Origin of the sequence: Komagataeibacter diospyri, assembly GCF_006538165.1 — a bacterium.
Lineage (GTDB): Bacteria > Pseudomonadota > Alphaproteobacteria > Acetobacterales > Acetobacteraceae > Komagataeibacter > Komagataeibacter diospyri.
Genome location: NZ_BDLU01000054.1, coordinates 121,511 through 139,755, shown reverse-complemented (window position 1 = coordinate 139,755; position 18,245 = coordinate 121,511). Strand labels below are relative to the sequence as shown.

At 63.8% G+C, this 18,245-nt stretch carries 15 protein-coding genes; 8 read left to right on the top strand and 7 right to left on the bottom strand.

Going from position 1 to position 18,245, the window contains the following annotated elements:
- Positions 1–6: 6 nt before the first annotated feature.
- The 3 genes from MSKU9_RS12665 to MSKU9_RS12655 form a co-directional block, all read right to left on the bottom strand.
- Positions 7–1,452 (bottom strand): HlyD family type I secretion periplasmic adaptor subunit, encoded by a 1,446-nt coding sequence (locus MSKU9_RS12665; protein WP_141261769.1) that lies wholly within the window; start codon positions 1,450–1,452, stop codon positions 7–9.
- Entirely contained in the window at positions 1,449–3,701 is a 2,253-nt protein-coding gene (locus MSKU9_RS12660) for a peptidase domain-containing ABC transporter (protein WP_141261768.1), read from the bottom strand. The genes MSKU9_RS12665 and MSKU9_RS12660 overlap by 4 nt, the downstream gene beginning before the upstream one ends.
- An 87-nt stretch (positions 3,702–3,788) precedes the next feature.
- Positions 3,789–4,175, bottom strand: coding sequence for a hypothetical protein (locus MSKU9_RS12655; protein ID WP_141261767.1), 387 nt, complete (start codon positions 4,173–4,175; stop codon positions 3,789–3,791).
- Positions 4,176–4,361: 186 nt separating this feature from the next.
- Here MSKU9_RS12655 and metH point away from each other — a divergent pair, with 186 nt between their 5' ends.
- The 6 genes from metH (at position 4,362) to ybaK (ending at position 11,930) form a co-directional block, all read left to right on the top strand.
- Positions 4,362–7,871, top strand: coding sequence for a methionine synthase (gene metH, locus MSKU9_RS12650; protein WP_141261766.1), 3,510 nt, complete (start codon positions 4,362–4,364; stop codon positions 7,869–7,871).
- Positions 7,872–7,938: 67 nt separating this feature from the next.
- Positions 7,939–8,352, top strand: coding sequence for a phosphoribosyl-ATP pyrophosphatase (locus MSKU9_RS12645; RefSeq protein WP_141261765.1), 414 nt, complete (start codon positions 7,939–7,941; stop codon positions 8,350–8,352).
- 166 nt (positions 8,353–8,518) lie between these two features.
- Positions 8,519–9,043, top strand: a complete 525-nt coding sequence (locus MSKU9_RS12640) for a CvpA family protein (RefSeq protein ID WP_141261764.1) — start codon at positions 8,519–8,521, stop codon at positions 9,041–9,043.
- Between the two features lie 51 nt (positions 9,044–9,094).
- The gene (purF, locus tag MSKU9_RS12635) at positions 9,095–10,609 is read left to right on the top strand and encodes an amidophosphoribosyltransferase (protein WP_141261763.1); all 1,515 of its coding nucleotides are present in this window, start codon (positions 9,095–9,097) and stop codon (positions 10,607–10,609) included.
- Positions 10,606–11,343 carry an SDR family NAD(P)-dependent oxidoreductase gene (locus tag MSKU9_RS12630; protein ID WP_141261762.1) on the top strand — a complete coding sequence of 246 codons (738 nt, stop codon included), beginning with the start codon at positions 10,606–10,608 and terminating at the stop codon, positions 11,341–11,343. Before purF ends, MSKU9_RS12630 begins: the two co-directional genes overlap by 4 nt.
- A 113-nt stretch (positions 11,344–11,456) precedes the next feature.
- On the top strand, positions 11,457–11,930 hold the full coding sequence (gene ybaK / locus MSKU9_RS12625; RefSeq protein ID WP_141261761.1) for a Cys-tRNA(Pro) deacylase: 474 nt from the start codon (positions 11,457–11,459) through the stop codon (positions 11,928–11,930).
- Positions 11,931–12,048: 118 nt separating this feature from the next.
- On the opposite strand, the gene MSKU9_RS12620 is transcribed toward ybaK, so the two are convergent.
- The 4 genes from MSKU9_RS12620 to xseA form a co-directional block, all read right to left on the bottom strand.
- The gene (locus tag MSKU9_RS12620) at positions 12,049–12,768 is read right to left on the bottom strand and encodes an OmpH family outer membrane protein (protein WP_141261812.1); all 720 of its coding nucleotides are present in this window, start codon (positions 12,766–12,768) and stop codon (positions 12,049–12,051) included.
- Positions 12,769–12,895: 127 nt separating this feature from the next.
- Positions 12,896–13,303 carry a DNA-binding protein gene (locus MSKU9_RS12615; RefSeq protein ID WP_141261811.1) on the bottom strand — a complete coding sequence of 136 codons (408 nt, stop codon included), beginning with the start codon at positions 13,301–13,303 and terminating at the stop codon, positions 12,896–12,898.
- Positions 13,304–13,463: 160 nt separating this feature from the next.
- On the bottom strand, positions 13,464–13,820 hold the full coding sequence (locus MSKU9_RS12610) for a BA14K family protein (RefSeq protein ID WP_141261810.1): 357 nt from the start codon (positions 13,818–13,820) through the stop codon (positions 13,464–13,466).
- Between the two features lie 47 nt (positions 13,821–13,867).
- On the bottom strand, positions 13,868–15,328 hold the full coding sequence (gene xseA / locus MSKU9_RS12605; RefSeq protein ID WP_141261760.1) for an exodeoxyribonuclease VII large subunit: 1,461 nt from the start codon (positions 15,326–15,328) through the stop codon (positions 13,868–13,870).
- A gap of 66 nt (positions 15,329–15,394) precedes the next feature.
- Between xseA and purD the strand changes: the two genes are divergently transcribed.
- Positions 15,395–16,675 (top strand): phosphoribosylamine--glycine ligase, encoded by a 1,281-nt coding sequence (gene purD, locus MSKU9_RS12600; protein WP_141261809.1) that lies wholly within the window; start codon positions 15,395–15,397, stop codon positions 16,673–16,675.
- 118 nt (positions 16,676–16,793) lie between these two features.
- On the top strand, positions 16,794–18,185 hold the full coding sequence (locus tag MSKU9_RS12595) for an MFS transporter (protein WP_141261759.1): 1,392 nt from the start codon (positions 16,794–16,796) through the stop codon (positions 18,183–18,185).
- The last annotated feature ends 60 nt before the right edge of the window (positions 18,186–18,245 follow it).

Genomic DNA, 18,245 nt, shown 5'->3' with positions numbered 1-18,245 from the left:
CCCCGATCAGGGTTCGCGCATGCCGTCGGTCACGGCAGGCAGGAGGCGGTTGAGCAGGTACTGCATGATGGTGCGACGCCCGACATGGATATCCGCCTCGACCGGCATACCCGGCTGGGGCCGGAAGAAGGGCGGCACCCCATGCAGGGTGTACCGGTCGATGGACAGGCGCACACGGTAATAGGCATTCATCGTATCGCCCGTATCACCACCCTGTTCGGCGCTGGCGCCGGGCTTTGCACCAGATGTAGTAAAGGAATCCGGACTTATGACACGTACTGTCGCATCCCCCCCGCCATACTGGGTGTAGGGGAAGGCTGCGAATTTCAGCAGTGCCGGGTCCCCCGCCCGCACGTAACCCGCATCCACCCCGCGCAACGTGGCCACCATGTCCAGATGGCTGCCTGCTGGCACCAGCGTCAGCAGCGGGGTCGCCGCCTGAATGACCGAACCGGCGGACAGGTGCGCGATGCTCAGTACCACCGCGTCCCGGTCGGCACGCATGACGATCAGGTCATGATGCAGCACCGCCTTGCTGTAACTGTCATCGGCATCCGCCAGACGATGCTGGGCCAGGGCAAGGTCCTGATATACCGTGGCGTGCCAGTTGCTGGCATATCCGTCGCGCTGGGCCTTCATGGCCTCCAGCCGGGCGCGGGTGCTGTCGGCGGAATGGCGGGCGGACACCTGTGAGCGTGTCACCTCCATAAGCGTATCCTGCGCCGCCAGTGTGGACAGCCGGCTGCCCACCTGTTCATGCTGCAGGCGCACGCGCATGTCCTGTACATCACGTGCGACACGGGCGCGGGCGGCATACATTGCCGCACTGGCCTCATACCCCTGCAGTTCACTTTCCAGTCCGGCAACCTGCCGGTCGTAATTGGACATCTGGGCGGTATATTCCGCCTGACGGCGCAGGTAGGCGGCGGCTTCCTGCACGGATGCGGGATCGTTCATGTCCGCCGTGTAGGGACGCCCTTCGGCTTCGGCCGTGCGGCGGGCGACCTCCGCCCGGTAGGCCGCGACCTGGCGGCGCATGTTGGTGACATCCGCATCCGTTACCGTGGGGTCCAGCCGGGCCAGCACCTGCCCCTTGTGTACGGTATCGCCCTCATGCACCTCCACCATGCGGATGATGGAGGTTTCCAGCGGCTGCAGCACCATCGTGTCGTCAAACGGCGTCAGGCGGCCATTCACGCTGACCACCCGGTCCAGCGGGAAAAACGTCATGACCAGCAGCCCCGCCCCGGCCAATGCCGCAACCAGCCAGATGACATAGCGTGCCGCATCGGACGGCGGCATGTCGATGAGTGCAGCAGATGGGGAATAGAACGCCAGCAGCGCGGGGGGCAGGTCAGTGGGAATATCCGCCGTGGGTGGCGGCAGGACCGACAGCATGCCGGATTCTTCCGCCGCCTCGGACGTGGGAGGCACAAGGTCATGACCACTCATGCCGCGTCCCCATGCATATGGGGGACGGCAGGCGGCCCATCGCCATCATTCATGCCATCGGGATGGTTCTGCTGCATCCACAGCGTGCGGTAGATGGTACAGCGTGCCAGCAGTTCGTCATGCGTGCCGATATCGACCACCTGCCCATGGTCCATGACACAGATCTGATGGCACGCCACCAGCGAGGCAAGACGGTGCGAGACGATCACCATCGTGCGTCCCCGCGCAAGGTGACGCAGGTTGGCGTTGACCACCGCCTCGCTTTCCGGGTCAAGGGCGGAGGTCGCTTCATCAAGGATCATGAGCCTGGGGTCGGAGATCACGGCGCGCGCAATGGCAAGGCGCTGGCGCTGGCCGCCCGATATGTTGGTGGACCCTTCCTCGATCCATGTATCGAAGCCCGCGGGCATGCGTTCTATGAATTCTTCCGCCCCCGCAAGGCGCGCGGCCCGCACCACGTCTTCCAGCGTCAGGCCGGGGCGGCCTGCGATGATGTTGTCGCGGATGGTGCCGCGGAACAGGAAATTGTCCTGCAGCACCACCCCGCAGGACCGGCGCAGGTAGGTCAGGTTGATTTCACGCAGGTCGATGCCATCCAGCCGCAGGTGACCGGTATAGCTGCGGCTGACACCCTGCAGCAGGCGCGTGATGGTGGACTTGCCCGACCCGCTGCGCCCGACCAGCCCCAGCATGGTGCCCGCGGGCACGCTGAACGTGACACCCGACAGCGCGGGCGCGGGCGCACCGGGATAGGTGAAGCACACATCCGAAAACGCCAGCGCGCCATGGATGGGCGGGCGCAGGCCGGTGGTCAGCGCCCGGGTTTCGGTCGGGCGGTTGAGGACGGACCCCGCTTCCGCCAGCGCGCTGCGCACTTCATTCAGGTCGTCAATCAGCCGCGCCATGCCCACCAGCGGGGCCGCAACCCGGCCACCCAGCATGGTGAATGCCATCAGCGCCCCGGCCTCCATCCCTGAAGTGGTCGAGGTAATGGCCAGATACGCCCCGATCAGGATGATGCCGCGATTGATGAACAGGTCCAGCGGCATAACCGCCGTCGCGACACAGTTGCCCATGCGCCCCGCATCAAGGGACGCGGCCACCACATCAGCGGTCTTTTCATCCCAGACTTCGCGCCGCACGGGTTCCAATGCCAGCGTCTTGATGGTGCGGATACCGGCCACCGTTTCATACAGCGCGCCGCTGCGCTCCATCTCGGCGCGGACCTGCCGGCCCATAAGCCGCGCCACGGCAGGCATGGCCAGCAGGATGACCACCCCGATCAGTCCGGCCGCAACCACCGTCAGGCAGGCCAGCGTGGCGCTGAGCCAGAACAGGAAGGGCATGACGACCAGCAGGGTGAACATGTCAAGGAACGTACCCAGCAGCCGCCCGGTCATGAACTGCCGGACCTTGTAGATCGCGCTGACGCGGCCGATCACGTTGCCCGCCTGTTCGCGTTCGAAGAATTCCAGCGGCAGGGCCAGCAGGCGGTCGAACACCGCCAGCGATATGCGCGTATCCAGCCGCGTGGTCAGTACCAGCGTGATCTCGCGCCGGGCATAGGTCAGCAGGATTTCATAAAACGACATCACCCCCACCAGCCCGGTCAGGGAAACCAGCGTGGACATGGAATGGAAGTTCACCACCCGGTCAATGACCTGCATGACGATCAGCGGCGGGAAGATCGCCAGCACGCTTATGACCATGGAGGCGATAATCACGTCGCGCAGCAGCCGGCGTTCCCCCAGCACCATGCGCCGCAGCCATGCGAAGTTGATGGCGTCTTCCCTGCGTGCGCCGTCCTGCCCGCCGCGCACCAGCAGCACGTCGCCACTCCACACGCCCTCCAGCCGCAGTTCGTCCACCGCCACGGGGGATGTGTCAGGACTGGCGAAGGGATCAGCCAGCCAGACCACGCCACGGGCCGCGTCCGCCCCCACCATCAGCCCCGCCGACCCGTCCGTGAACATCAGGACAACCGGCGGCACGTCACGCAGGCGCACGACTTCACGCCATTGCAGGCGCATGCCCCGTGCGCTGCCGCCATTTTCCTCCACCCACCGCGCAAGGGCGGGAATGGTGGGCACGGACTGGCCGGCCTCGCCGGCAAAATCACGCACGTCAAGGTCAATGCCGTGGAAACGGGCCGCGCGCAGCACCGCCTGCAGGCGGATCAGTTCCGGTGCATGCCGGGTATCCGCCTGTCCATGTGCGTCCGGGTCCGCTGATTGGTCTGGATGGCCCACGGCACCCCTTTTGCTCTACACGCTCTGTCCATTCACGCGGTTCAGACTAGGAGCAGAAAGCAAAGGGTTCCTTAACGGGACTGTTTTTCAGGCCGAATCCGGATGCGGGGGCTGCATGGCAAAGCGCGCATTGACCACGACATCCCCCGAGAGTGCTGCCCGCCAGGCCGTTTCCTGCCCTTCGGGTGGCAGCACGGCAACGCGGTCGAACCATTTCAGGTCGCCCGTGGCACGCCTGCGGACAACATCACCCAGCACCGCTGCAAGTTCCCCGCCGCGCCCCGTGCAGCACACGCATCCCTTTGCATGCGTGAACGGCGATGCGGCAGGCTGGTCCACCGTGACGACACCGGCCCATGCAGCCCCCGACACGGATGCATGCGCATGATCCACCACCAGCAGGGTATCGGCGCGCGGATGGGGGATTGCGGGGCGGGTCAGGAATTCCAGCACGATACGCCCGTCACGGGTCATGGCATTCTCCATTTATCCATACGGGCCTGCGGGTATGCTCCATCTGGGGCAATGGCGCTGGACACTGGCGGGAAGTTAAGGGAATAAAGGGCACCGGACATAACTTTATGCAAGACAGTTACCGGACACCCGACGGCACAATGCCATCGCCCGCCGTGTCCCCTTTCATGAGACATCAGGATAACAATGACCACTCGTCCCCATCTTCTCGATGCCCTTCGCGATCAGGTCCTGCTGTGTGACGGCGGCATGGGTTCGCGCGTACAGCTTCTGGACCTTGAGGTCGAGCGCGATTACTGGGGGCAGGAAAACTGCACCGAAATCCTGAACCTGTCCCGGCCTGAACTGGTGCGCGAAATTCACCGCGGGTATTTCGAGGCCGGGGCCGATATGGTGGAAACCAACAGCTTTGGCGGCTCGCCCATAACACTGGCGGAATTCGGGCTGGCGGACCGCGCGCGTGAAATCAACCGCACGGCCGCCCATCTGGCGCGTGAAGCTGCCGAGACCTTTGCCGATGGCCGCCACCGCTACGTTGTCGGCTCCATCGGGCCGGGGACCAAGCTGCCTTCGCTGGGCAATATCGATTACGACACGCTGGAAGCGGGCCTGGCCGAGCAGTGCCGTGGCCTGATCGAAGGGGGTGTTGACTGCTTCCTGATCGAGACATGCCAGGACACGCTGCAGATCAAGGCCGCCGTGAATGGCGCCAAGATCGCGCGCGCCGAGATGGGCGTGGATACCCCCATTTTCGTGCAGGTCACAGTGGAAACCACGGGCACGCTGCTGGTCGGCCCCGACATTGCCGCCGCCGCCACGGTCATCAACGCGCTGGACGTGCCGCTTATGGGCCTGAACTGCGCCACCGGCCCGCAGGAAATGGCGGAACATGTGCGCTGGCTGTCCGAAAACTGGCCGGGCCTGATCTCGGTCCAGCCCAATGCGGGCCTGCCCGAACTGGTCAATGGCACGACGCACTATCCGCTGACACCTGCCGAAATGGCAAGCTGGGTCGAGCGTTTCATTACCGAGGACGGGCTGAACCTGATTGGCGGGTGCTGTGGCACCTCCACGCCGCATACGCAGGCCCTGGACCAGATGCTGCGCAAGCGCGCCGAGGGCACGGGCCGCATCCGTCCCGCCCCCGTGCCGCGCAAGCCGGTATGGATCCCGTCGGTCGCCAGCCTGTACTCACAGGTGCCGCTGCGGCAGGAAAACAGCTATTTCTCGATTGGCGAGCGCTGCAACGCCAACGGATCGAAAAAATGGCGGCAGCTGCAGGAAGCCGGCGACTGGGATGGCTGTGTCGCGCTGGGCCGCGAACAGGTGGCCGAAGGCTCCAACGCACTTGATATCTGCACCGCCTTCGTGGGCCGTGACGAAATGAAGGAAATGAACGCGGTGGTCACCCGCTTCACGTCCTCGGTCAACGCGCCGCTGGTGATCGATTCCACCGAAACCCCGGTGATCGAGGCGGCGCTGAAGCTGCATGGCGGCAAGCCGATCATCAACTCCATCAATTTCGAGGATGGGGAGGCAATCGCCACCGAACGCATGCTGCTGGCACGCAAGTTTGGCGCATCGGTCATTGCGCTGACCATTGATGAAGTGGGCATGGCCAAGACTGCGGAAGACAAGCTGCGCATCGCGACAAGGCTGGTTGAATTCGCATGCGAAAAGCACGGTCTGCCGCAATCCGACCTGATGATCGACCCGCTGACATTCACCATCGGCACCGGCACGGAAGATGACCGCAAGCTGGGCGAATGGACGCTGGAGGGCATCCGCCTGATCCGCGAACGCTTCCCCGATATCCAGATCGTGCTGGGGCTGTCCAACATATCGTTCGGGCTGAACCCGGCAGCGCGCGCGGTGCTGAACTCGGTCTTCCTTGACCACGCGGTGCGCGCGGGGATGACGGCGGCGATCGTGCATGTGTCGAAAATCCGCCCGCTGCACCTGATCGCGGCCGAGGAAGTGAAGGTCGCCGAAGACCTGATTTTCGACCGCCGCGCCGAAGGCTATGACCCGCTGCAGCGCATGCTGGAAATCTTTGCCGACCGCAAGGCCGCGGACGCAGTAAAGAAGGCCCGGGCCGAAACCGCGCCCGAACGCCTGAAGGACCGCATTGTCGATGGCGACCGCAAGGGGCTGGAAGACGACCTTGCCGAAGCCATGCAGGACATGGCGCCGCTCGACATCATCAACACCGTGCTGCTGGATGGCATGAAGGTGGTGGGCGAACTGTTTGGCGCAGGCAAGATGCAGCTGCCATTCGTACTCCAGTCAGCCGAGACGATGAAGGCCGCCGTTGCATGGCTTGAACCCCACATGGAACGCACCGAAGGGCAGGCCCGTGGCACCATGGTGCTGGCCACCGTAAAGGGCGACGTGCATGACATCGGCAAGAACCTTGTCGACATCATCCTGACCAATAACGGTTACCGGGTCATCAACCTGGGCATCAAGGTGCCGGTGGCCGACATGATCGCGGCCGCGCGTGAGCACAGGGCCGATGCGATCGGCATGTCCGGCCTGCTGGTCAAGTCTACCGTCATCATGCGCGAAAACCTTGAGGAAATGCACCGTCAGGGCATTGACGCCCCGGTCATGCTGGGTGGGGCGGCGCTGACGCGCAATTACGTGGAAGAGGACTGCACCGCGGCCTATGGCGAAGGCGGGCGTGTCGCGTACGCACGTGACGCGTTCGATGGCCTGTCGCTTATGGACAAGGTGGTGCAGGGTGAGTTCGATACCTACCTTGCCGCCATCCAGTCCCGTCGCGCGGGCAAGGCCACGCGCGCCAACCGCACGCAGGATATCGAAGCCGCCGAAACCCGTGGCTTCGGCCCCGTGGACAAGGTTGCAGCCCGCGCACGACGCGAAAAACTGACAGCGGACGAACCCGTGCTGACCCCGCCCTTCTGGGGGCCGCGCGTGCTGGAAGCAACGCCGGAGGCAGTGCTGCCGTTCCTTAATGAACGTTCGCTGTACCAGTTCCAGTGGGGTTTCCGTAAACAGGGTCGTTCGCTGGATGATTTCATGGTCTGGGCACGCAGGGAACTGCGCCCGGTGCTGCGCCAGATGCTGACCCTGTGCGCGGATCAGGACATCCTGCACCCGCGCGCCAGCTACGGCTACTGGAAGGCGGCAGGCGAGGGCAATGACCTCGTGCTGTTTGGCGAGGACGGCACGAATGAGGTCGCCCGCTTCACCCTGCCCCGCCAGCCACGCGCGGACGGGGCCTGCATTGCCGACTTCGTGCGCGACATTGACGATGCACAGCGCGATGTGATCGGCCTGCAGGTCGTGACCGTAGGACAGAATGCATCGGACCGCGCGCGTGAATGGTTCGAGGCGAACCGTTACAAGGATTACCTCTACCTGCATGGCCTGTCGGTGGAAATGGCGGAAGCCATGGCGGAATACACCCACAAGCGCATGCGCGCCGAAATGGGGTTCGCCGCCGAGGACGACCGCGACATGGCGAAACTGCTGCAGCAGGGCTACCGGGGGTCACGTTATTCCTTCGGCTATCCCGCCTGCCCCCGGCTGGAGGAACAGGAGCCGATCCTGAAGCTGCTGGATGCGGAAAAAATCGGTGTATCCCTGACCGATGGCTTCCAGCTGCACCCCGAACAGTCCACTTCGGCGCTGGTGATTTTCAACCCGCACGCGAAGTATTTCTCGATCTGAAAAACGCATCGGGGCCATCCGGCGGGACTTGTTGACCGGTGGGCGAAATAATGTCCATCATCATGCCATGTCCCGTTCCCGCCCCACGCCTTCCCCGCCATCAGACCGGCCCGGCGCCGACCATGCGCTTGGCCGGTTGCAGGCGCGTCTGGACGCGGCCCGCATCCCTGATGGCAGGCCCCGCAATACCCGTGTCACGCGCGAGGCCGGTCGGGCCTTCACCTGTGCTGCCGAACAGTGCGTGATGGATCTCATGACCCATGACCGTACGGGCCTGATCGCACACAGCGCCGATGTCCTGACCCACCTGCTGGAAATCTGGGCCGCCGATAGCATCGATCCCGAGGATGTGTGGACCGAACTTGACCGCCGCACCCGCATGGGCAACCTGCTGCTGGCGCTGAACATGACCGAACGCACATCCATATCCACCGCCGCGCGCAGACGGCCATGGAAAATCCGTACCACCAAGCTGCCCTGACCCCCCTAGTACGGGTACGAAATCGAAACGGACCATTTTTGGCCTATGCGTTACCGCATGCCGGTGGCATAAGCTGGCCGCAGGCGGAACAGCAGGAAATGTCGCGATAGATGGACCAGGTCCATGCCTGTTACCTGCCGGCGGGCACTCCCCCGGTCCGGCACGCATGAACTGGATTGACGCAACAGGCATCGCCATTGTCGCCCTGTCGGCTGTGGTGGGTGCGGTCCGCGGCTTTTCACGCGAAGTACTGGGCCTTGCCGCCTGGGTCATGGCCATCATCATGGCCGTGGCGTGGTATGGCGCGCTCATGCCCTATGCCACGCAATGGATCAGCAACCATACGCTGGCAGCCCTTGCGTCCTTTGCCGTGCTGTTCCTTGTACTCCTTGTCATTTTCACCACGACTGCCCATCTGTCAGGGCAGGCGGTACAGGGGTCCATCCTGTCGGGGATCGACCGTATGCTGGGCCTGATATTCGGGCTGGGGCGCGGGTATGTCTGCCTTATACTGCTGTACGCGGGCATCACCGCCCTCATCCCCGCAGCCGAATGGCCCGATGTCATGCGATCGAGCCGTATCGTTCCCCTGATTGGCGACAGTGTGACGTATCTGAACGCCTATACGCCCGATAACTTTCACGCGCACCTTGCGCAACCCGCCGGGACGCGGCATGACGCGCCCATCTGAACCTTCTGTCGGTACCCCCCGCACCCGTCCGTCAAGGAAAGATTGCTGACCATGTCCCGCACTACCTTCCATGCTGTTTCCGGCGATCCCACAACACAGCACGAACGCGATGATATCGCCGCCCAGTGGCGGCATGATGATGACAAGCCGCATGAGGAATGCGGAGTTTTTGGCGTATGGGACACCAAGGATGCTTCCGCCCTGACCGCCCTTGGTCTGCACGCGCTGCAGCATCGCGGGCAGGAAGCCAGCGGCATCGTGTCCTTTGATGGCGAACGCTTCCACACCCACAAGGGACTTGGGCTGGTTGGCGAGGTATTTGGCGATGCCCGCGTCATGGCCACCCTGCCGGGCAACTGCGCGGTGGGCCACAACCGTTACGCCACAACGGGGGCGACGCTGATCCGCAATGTGCAGCCGCTGTTTGCCGATTTTGAATTCGGTGGGCTGGCGGTGGCCCATAACGGCAACCTGACCAATGCCGAAACCCTGCGCAAGGCGCTGGTGCGCCGGGGCTGCATCTTCCAGTCCACTACGGATAGCGAGGTATTCATTCACCTGATCGCCATCTCGCTCTATTCCAACGTGGTGGATCGTCTGATCGATGCGCTCAAGCAGGTGCTGGGGGCGTATTCCCTGATCGTGCTGTCGCGCAATGAACTGATTGGCGTGCGCGACCCGCTGGGCGTGCGTCCGCTGATTCTTGGCCGCCTGCGGGAAGAAGACGGCTCGGAAGGCAAATGGGTTCTGGCCAGCGAGACCTGCGCGCTGGACATCGTGGGTGCGGAATTCGTGCGCGACGTGGAACCAGGCGAGATCGTGATCATCAACGATGATGGCATCCGTTCCCTCAAGCCGTTCGACAGCAAGCAGTCGCGCTTCTGCGTGTTTGAATACATCTATTTCGCCCGGCCCGATTCCGTCATGGATGGCAAGGCCGTGTATGACACCCGTAAACAGATTGGCGTGGAACTGGCGCGTGAAAGCGCGGTCGAGGCAGACGTGATCGTGCCGGTGCCCGATTCCGGCGTGCCATCAGCCATGGGGTTCGCCGCCGAAAGCGGTATCCCGTTCGAACTGGGCATCATCCGTAACCATTACGTGGGCCGCACCTTCATCGAACCGACCGACCAGATCCGCAATCTGGGCGTGAAGATGAAACATTCCACCAACCGTCCCGTGCTGGATGGCAAGCGTGTGGTGCTGGTGGATGATTCCATCGTGCGCGGCACCACGTCGCGCAAGATCGTGGACATGGTGCGCGCGGCGGGGGCCAAGGAAGTGCATATGCGCATCTCCTCCCCGCCGACCACGCATTCATGTTTTTACGGTATCGACACGCCCGAGCGCAGCCAGCTTCTTGCCGCCCAGCACAATGTCGCGGAAATGGCCAAGCTGATCGGCGTGGACAGCCTTGCCTTCATCTCGTTCGACGGGCTGTACCGCGCACTGGGCTACAAGGACCGCAAGAGTGCGGCCAACCGCTACTGCGATGCCTGCTTTACCGGCGATTACCCGATTGAACTGGTGGATTACGAAGCCGAACACCACCCCGAACCTGCATGACGGGTTCGCTTACCGACCTCGTCGGGCGCATCACCCTGGTTACCGGCGCCAGCCGGGGCATCGGGCGGGCGGTTGCCGTGGCACTGGCACGGGCGGGCGCGCACTGCATCCTGACCGCACGCACGCAGGGTGGGCTGGAACAGACGGATGACCTGATCCGCCAGCATACGGGTCAGAACGCCACCCTGCTGCCGCTGGACCTGCTGGATGGCGAAAAGCTGGATACGCTTGGGCCTTCCATCGCCATGCAGTTCGGTAGGCTGGACTGCATGGTCCATTGCGCGGGGGAACTGGGCATGCTGTCCCCGCTGGCCCACATGCAGCCCGGTGACTGGGAACGGGCCATGCAGGCCGGCCCCCGGACAACATGGCGGCTGATCCGCACGCTGGCCCCCCTGCTGGAACGCAGCCCCGCCGGGCGCGCCGTCTTCCTGACCGACAGCCATGGACAGACGCCCGCCCCTTTCTGGGGGCTGGTGGCCGCGACCCGCGCAGCGCAGGACGCCATTGTCAGGACATGGGTCAGTGAACTGCCACAGGGCAGCGCGCTGCGCATCAACCTGTTTGAACCTGGCATGGTCGCGACCCGGCTGCGCCGGCTGGCCATGCCGGCACTGGACATGGACAGCCTGACCCCGCCCGAGGCGGTAGCGCCCCGGATCGTCAGCCTGTGCCTGCCCGGTCCCCAGCCACAGGGGACTTATGTACATTTCGGGATTGAAACAGCCTATTGAAAAATAAAAGTTTTTGGGTTCCACCTGTTTTCAATAAGGCGGAAGTCTTTCGAAGCTTTTTGAAAAAGGCTTCACCAAAAACTTTTGTATGATTTCAGGGAAAAGGAAACCGTATGAGCAGGGCGACACCCGCCACGGCGGCACTGGAAAAGGCAGGCGTTACATTCAGCGTCATTGAATATGAATATGACCCCAATGCCGGACAGACGGGCAACCATGCCGCCGCATCAATCGGGGACGATCCCGCGCGGGTATTCAAGACCCTGATGGTGATGGTGAATGGACGCCCCGCCTGTGTTGTGGTGCCGGTCGCTGCCACCCTGAGCATGAAGAAGGTGGCTGCCGCATTTGGCGGCAAATCAGCCGAAATGATGCCACCCCCCGATGCCGAACGCAGCACGGGTTTCCGCGTAGGCGGGATCAGCCCGTTCGGCCAGCGCAAACGCGTGCGGACCGCCCTGGCGCAGGAAGCGCTGACACAGCCCTATGTTGTCATCAACGGAGGAAAACGGGGCTATCTGGTCCGGCTGGCGGCCACTGATGCCGTATTGGCAACCGGGGCGATCACAGCCGACCTGCTGGCCTGAAAATCATAAAGAAGTTTTTGGTGAAGCCTTTTTCAAAAATCTTCAAAAAGAATGCCGCCTTTTTTGCAAAAGGCGGCACCCAAAAACTTTTACTACTCTTTAAATGACCGTCAGATGATCATTCGCCGCCGTTATCGGCCGGCTGGAACGGCATGACCGGGTATTTACCGCTCTTGGCGATTTCTTCAGGATCTTCCGTAGCACTGGGCAGGTACACCGATGGCAGCGCCTGATTCAGATAGGTCACGACCTGATCGCTGATATCAAGGCTGTTGTCATGCAGGGCGGCGGTGCCAGCCTGCAGCACCATGGTCATGCCACGGGCTGTGGCAATGGCGCTGACAATCTGCTGCATTTCACGCTGCACCTGGTTCAGGGCAACCTGCGCATCTTCTTCCAGAATCCGGTTCCGGTTCCCGAATTTGGTACGGTCGGCATTCACACGCTTCTGCAGTTCCTGCTGCTGTTCCGGCGTGGGAGCCTTTCCTGCCTTGATGATGGACTGGCGCAGGGCCTGCAGTTGCCCGTCCTCGGCGCGGACGTCACGCACCAGCGCCTCGCGCCGGGTGCCCAGTTCGGTCTGCAGCTTCTGCACTGCCGTGGACTGCGCCATGATCTGCTGGGTATTGAAAATACCGATGACAGGCGCCACAGGCTTCGTGCCCGGGGGTAGCGGCTTGAATTCCGGCACGGGCGGCATGGGCAGTATGGGTGCCTGCTGCTGGCCGCCACCGGCATCCTGCGCCATGGCAAGGACAGGGATCAGGGCAAGTGCCGCCCCACAAACCGCGCCACATAGCCGCGCGTATCCGGTCCGGGCCATAATGCTGCTGCGCATACCTGTCATTATCCGATCCATTATTGTTCCGCTATCGTGGTTTCTGCGTAGCGGATCGTATGTCGAATGAACATACCCGCACAGCCCAAAAAACGCATTTTCCCGAAATGCGCCCCGCGTCACACCCTTACAGCCGCCAGATCAGGGGCGTATGCGACAGGAAAATCAGGCACAGGCCGCCAAGAAACAGGACGCGGAACCCGCGATTGGCCCCTTTTTCCAGAAGTTCGTCACGGGTGAGTATCTGCATGAAGGAATCGGATATGCCGCCGCGTGCCTCTTCGGGCAGGGCGGCCAGCCTGCCGCGCCATTCGTTACGATGCCGTGCCTGTTCGGTATGGGAAATGTTGGCGCGGCGATAGAGGCTGTCCACGTATTCATCCAGATCCTCGATCCGGAACATGACCCCGCTCTTGTTGCGCATGGCGGCATGGGGCCCCGCATTCACAAGACGCAGGCTACGCAGCCGCAGCAGCGTGATGCCCACATACTCCGCTGCCTCGCGCAGCGACAGCATGCGCTTGAGGGGGAACATGTGTACCGTCGCCTGCGGGTCGCCTACGCTATCGGATGATGGGGGGAGGCTCATGATGTCCCAAAGGGTCAACCATCCATCCGGACCAAGTCAATCGGAATATGACGCCCGCCTGCCCGCCCGTGGTATATGACCCATGCAGCGTGTTGTGCCCCGGGCGCTAGCGGCAGACCCGCCGGCTGCCATCGGCGGCGATATAGGTACCGGTCTGCGCATCGAAACATGCATTGGCGGCGCAACTGCTGGCCGTTGGGGTGATATCGGGGTGGATGGTGGCGCCAATGCTGTTCGCCTCCCTTGCCGCATGGCCACATAGCGGCGTATCCGCAGGTGCCGAAGGGTCATTGGTCAGGATGGCGCCCTGTGGGGGGGTCCCTTCCTCCCCCGTCAGGCCGGGAGCGAAATCCTGTGGGGGAATACGTCCCGGCGGCGTGGCCGCCTGTCCCGCGGCGGGACGGGGTGCGGGCCGGTGCGCCGCCTGTCCCGCGCACCCCGCCAGCAGCAGGGCGGCGCCCATGGCGCAGAATCGTATCGTTATCGTCATGTTTCGTGCCTGTATGTGCATTACAGATCCAGATGCCCCTGCTGCGTTTTTCCCGGACCGATGGGACGGGCCGCGACCTTGCCATCGGCAAAGGTCAGGGTCACCTGTGTCGCCCGGCGGGCCTGTGCCGCATGTGCCAGGGGTTTGCCCGCGCTGTCGGTCACCAGCACGTAACCACGTTCCAGCACGGCCTGCGGGGAAAGGGAGGCCAACTGCCCAGCCGCCCCGGCAAGGCGGCTGGTGCTGGCATGCAGCTGCGCCACCAGCATGGCGGGCGGTACACGCAGGCCACGCAATGTGGAAACGCGGCGATGCAGGAAACCGGCCATGGCCTGCCGGGATGCCGCGTCAACACGCGCAAGGTCCGCGCGGCGCAGGGCAAGGACCATCTGCGGCGCGGGCAGCCGGTCGGACGCATTACGCAGGCGGCTGCGCAACTGTTCCATCCGCGTTGGCAGCGCCAGATCCAGCCGGTAGGCCCGGTCATCCAGCCGCCGCCGGGCATTTTCCACAACGGCGGGCAGGTCCGGCAACCCCGCCGCCGCCCGGTCCAGACGTGCGCGCGCCAGTTGCAGCGTGCGCCCAAGTCCACCGCGCAGACGCGCATCACGCTGCGCAAGGCCCGCCTCCAGTTCGGCACGCACCGGCACCGCCATTTCCGCCGCCGCCGTGGGCGTTGGCGCGCGGCAGTCGGACACGAAATCGACCAGTGTCGTATCCGTTTCATGCCCCACGGCGGAAATCACCGGGATACGGCACGCCGCTACCGCACGCAGCACGGCTTCGTCATTGAACGCCATAAGGTCTTCCAGCGACCCACCGCCACGCGCAACGATCAGCACATCGGGACGAGGTACCGTACCGTCCCCCGTAATCGCGTCAAAACCCGTGATGGCACGGGCGATCTGTTCGGCCGCATCTTCTCCCTGCACCGCCACCGGCCAGACCAGGACGGGATGGGGAAAGCGGCGGGCAATGGTGGTGCGGATATCATGCAGCACCGCGCCCTGTGGCGATGTGACCACCCCGATCACACGCGGCAGGAAGGGCAGTGGCTGCTTGCGGTCCGCATCGAACAGGCCCTCCGCCGCAAGGCGCAGGCGCAGGCGTTCGATCCGGGCCAGTAGCGCACCCTCACCTGCATATTCCAGCCGGTCGATCACCATCTGGTAGGAAGACCGTTCGCCGTAGGAGGAAATCCGGCCCGTGGCGATGACCTCCACCCCGTTTTCCGGTTTCAGCCCCAGCCGCGGCACGGTCCCCCGCCACACGACGGAGGACAGCTTGCCCCCTTCGTCCTTGAGCGCGAAATACAGGTGCCCGGACCGGGCGCGCATGAATTCCGTGATTTCACCACGCACGCGAATACGGCCGAACGTGCCTTCAAGCACCCGGCGGATGGCCCCTGAAATCTCGGCGACCGAAAATTCCGGGGTATTGCCGCCCATGGCGCGGCCGGAGTCGGGAAACTGTTCATCCATCCGCGCAAGGTATGATAGAGACGGCCACCCCGAAAGGGCAGAGATGAAAAACGGGAGAAACGAGTGATGCGGGTGCTGCTGGTTGGATCAGGCGGACGGGAACATGCCATGGCCGCTGCCATTGCGCGGTCGCCATTGCTTGATGCCCTGTTCATTGCGCCGGGCAATCCGGGCACTGCGGCGCTGGGCACGAACTGCCCCGTCCGCGCCGATGACGTACCGGGACTGATTGCGCTGGCGCAGCGTGAGCGCATCGACCTGGTCGTGCCCGGCCCCGAAGCGCCACTGGTGGCGGGCATTGCCGATGCCTGCGCCAAAGCGGGCATTGCCTGCGCCGGTCCCACGCAGGCTGCCGCGGCACTGGAAGGCAGCAAGACCTTCACCAAGGAAGTCTGTGATGCAGCAGGCATTCCCACCGCGCGGTGGGAACGCTTTGACGCAGCCGGTCCCGCACTGGATTACGTGCGCCGTCATGGCGCGCCGGTCGTGGTGAAGGCCGATGGCCTTGCGGCAGGCAAGGGCGTGGTCGTGGCCCAAAGTGCAGCCGAGGCCGAGCAGGCGATTACCGACATGATGACCGACGGCACGCTGGGACAGGCGGGCCACAGCGTGGTGATCGAGGACTGCCTGATGGGGGATGAGGTCTCCCTGTTCGCCTTCTGCGCGGGGGAAACCGCCGTGCTGATCGGCGCGGCGCAGGACCACAAACGCATTGGCGATGGCGATACCGGCCCCAATACCGGCGGCATGGGCGCTGTTTCTCCCCCCACCGGGTTTGACCGTGCGCAGCAGGAAGCGGCGCTGGACCTGCTGGTGCGCCCCATGCTGCGTGAAATGGCGCGTCGCGGCACGCCGTTCACCGGCATCATTTTCGCAGGCATCATGCTGACCCGGACCGGCCCGCAACTGATCGAATACAATGTCCGCCTTGGCGACCCGGAAGCACAGGCCCTGCTGATCCGTCTGGAAAGCGACCTGCTGGCCGCCCTTGCCGCCGTGGCGAAGGGGCAACTGGAACAGACCGATATCCGCTTTTCCAACCAGTCGTCCATAAGCGTGGTCATGGCCGCGCGTGGCTATCCCGGCAAGCCGGTGACCGGCGGCGTGATCCGCAATATCGCAGCGGCCGAAGCCATGCCGGGCGTGCATGTATTCCAGGCGGGCACGAAGCAGGATGCGGCAGGCGAACTGGTGGCCGCAGGCGGTCGCGTGCTGGCGGTCTGCGCCACGGGGGACACATTGCGGCAGGCCCGCGACCGTGCGTATGAAGCCGTTCAGGTCATTAACTGGCCCGATGGCATCTACCGCCATGACATCGGCCAGCGCGCGCTCAACGCACAGGGCTGACCTTAAATATCCTGCCGCACGGTCGTCCCCCGTATCCGCATGGATACCGGGGCATTGCGGCGCGACCACATGCCGTTACATTATCATAACAGATACTCCCGCCTGAAAAGCCGCTGCCATGCCCCCCCGATCGACCCCTGTCCTGACCGAAGGCGAAGGCCTGCATGGCGCGGCCCGCGTCCGCGCGGTAACCGCCGTGGCGCTGTCGGTTCTGCTGGCGTTGCTGGATTACGCCATCGCCAATGTCGCCCTGCCCACCATTGCGCAGGATATCCATGTCTCGCCCGCATCAGCAGTGTGGATCGTCAATTCCTACCAGCTGGCCAGCGTGGTCTCGCTGCTGCCCATGGCGGCGCTGGGTTCACGCATCGGCTTTGCGCGGCTGTGCCAGATCGGCCTGGCCCTGCTGACGGTGGCATCACTGTTCTGCGCGCTGTCGCATTCGCTGCTCATGCTGTCACTGGCGCGCGCGGTACAGGGCGTGGGTGGCGCATGCATCATGAGTGTCAGCATCGCGCTGATCCGCTTCATCTATCCCCATGCCATCCTTGGTCGCGGCATTGCGCTGAATGGCGTGATGGTGGCGCTGGGCGTAGGCGGCGGGCCGACGGTAGCCTCCATCATCCTGACGGTCGCCACATGGCCATGGCTGTTCCTGATCAACATTCCGCTGGGGCTGACAGCCCTTGTGCTGGCGCTGGTTTCCCTGCCGCGCACGCCCCTCAGCGCGGGAACGTTTGACGGAATCAGCGCCCTGCTGAACGTACTGGCCTTCGGCGCGCTGATCATGGCGGGGGATTCGGTGGCGCACCATGCAGGCATGCCGCAGGTCATCGCACTATTGCTGACCGGGATTGTCGCGGGCTGGCTGCTGGTACGCCGCCAGCGCGGGCGGGCACACCCCATGTTCCCGGTGGACATGCTGCGTATTCCCGCCTTCCGCATGGGTACACTGGTCGGATTCGTGGCCTTTGTCTCCTCCAACCTGTTCATGATTTCCTTTCCGTTCACGCTGCAGTCGATGTTCCATTACCCGCCATCCATCGTAGGGCTGCTCATGACACCGTGGCCGGTCGGCATCATGGCCGTTGCCCCCGTCATAAGCCGACTGACAGACCGGGTACCGGCTGCCATCCTGTCATCAGTCGGGCTGTTCATGACCTCAATGGGGTTTCTGACGCTCTATTTCCTGCCACCCCACCCGGAATGGTACGACATTGCGTGGCGCATCACGATTGCGGGTATGGGGTTTGGTGTTTTCCAGCCCCCCAACAACCGCATCATGATGATTACCGCGCCACCAGGACGTTCGGGCGGCGCGTCGGGCATGGTGCAGATCGCGCGCCAGTGCGGGCAGGCCACCGGGGCCATGTGCGTGGCCATGGTCTTTGGCCTGATCGCGCATGACGCGGAACGCAGTTGCCTGGGATTCGGGTCGGCTGTCGCCTTTATCGGCATGCTGTGCAGCGCCAGCCGCCTTGTCTTCCGACCCCGCAGCAGCACAGCCTGAAAGCCATTACGCGCCAACCTGCGCAGGCTAAATGGCGGCATCTGTCCTGTTATCTTGATG

Coding starts and splice junctions, on each gene's coding strand:
- MSKU9_RS12665 (WP_141261769.1), bottom strand. CDS start 1,452: ATGAGTGGTCATGACCTTGTGCCTCCCACGTCCGAGGCGGCGGAAGAA.
- MSKU9_RS12655 (WP_141261767.1), bottom strand. CDS start 4,175: ATGACCCGTGACGGGCGTATCGTGCTGGAATTCCTGACCCGCCCCGCA.
- metH (WP_141261766.1), top strand. CDS start 4,362: ATGACCACTCGTCCCCATCTTCTCGATGCCCTTCGCGATCAGGTCCTG.
- MSKU9_RS12645 (WP_141261765.1), top strand. CDS start 7,939: ATGTCCCGTTCCCGCCCCACGCCTTCCCCGCCATCAGACCGGCCCGGC.
- MSKU9_RS12640 (WP_141261764.1), top strand. CDS start 8,519: ATGAACTGGATTGACGCAACAGGCATCGCCATTGTCGCCCTGTCGGCT.
- purF (WP_141261763.1), top strand. CDS start 9,095: ATGTCCCGCACTACCTTCCATGCTGTTTCCGGCGATCCCACAACACAG.
- MSKU9_RS12630 (WP_141261762.1), top strand. CDS start 10,606: ATGACGGGTTCGCTTACCGACCTCGTCGGGCGCATCACCCTGGTTACC.
- ybaK (WP_141261761.1), top strand. CDS start 11,457: ATGAGCAGGGCGACACCCGCCACGGCGGCACTGGAAAAGGCAGGCGTT.
- MSKU9_RS12620 (WP_141261812.1), bottom strand. CDS start 12,768: ATGCGCAGCAGCATTATGGCCCGGACCGGATACGCGCGGCTATGTGGC.
- MSKU9_RS12615 (WP_141261811.1), bottom strand. CDS start 13,303: ATGTTCCCCCTCAAGCGCATGCTGTCGCTGCGCGAGGCAGCGGAGTAT.
- MSKU9_RS12610 (WP_141261810.1), bottom strand. CDS start 13,820: ATGGGCGCCGCCCTGCTGCTGGCGGGGTGCGCGGGACAGGCGGCGCAC.
- xseA (WP_141261760.1), bottom strand. CDS start 15,328: ATGGATGAACAGTTTCCCGACTCCGGCCGCGCCATGGGCGGCAATACC.
- purD (WP_141261809.1), top strand. CDS start 15,395: ATGCGGGTGCTGCTGGTTGGATCAGGCGGACGGGAACATGCCATGGCC.
- MSKU9_RS12595 (WP_141261759.1), top strand. CDS start 16,794: ATGCCCCCCCGATCGACCCCTGTCCTGACCGAAGGCGAAGGCCTGCAT.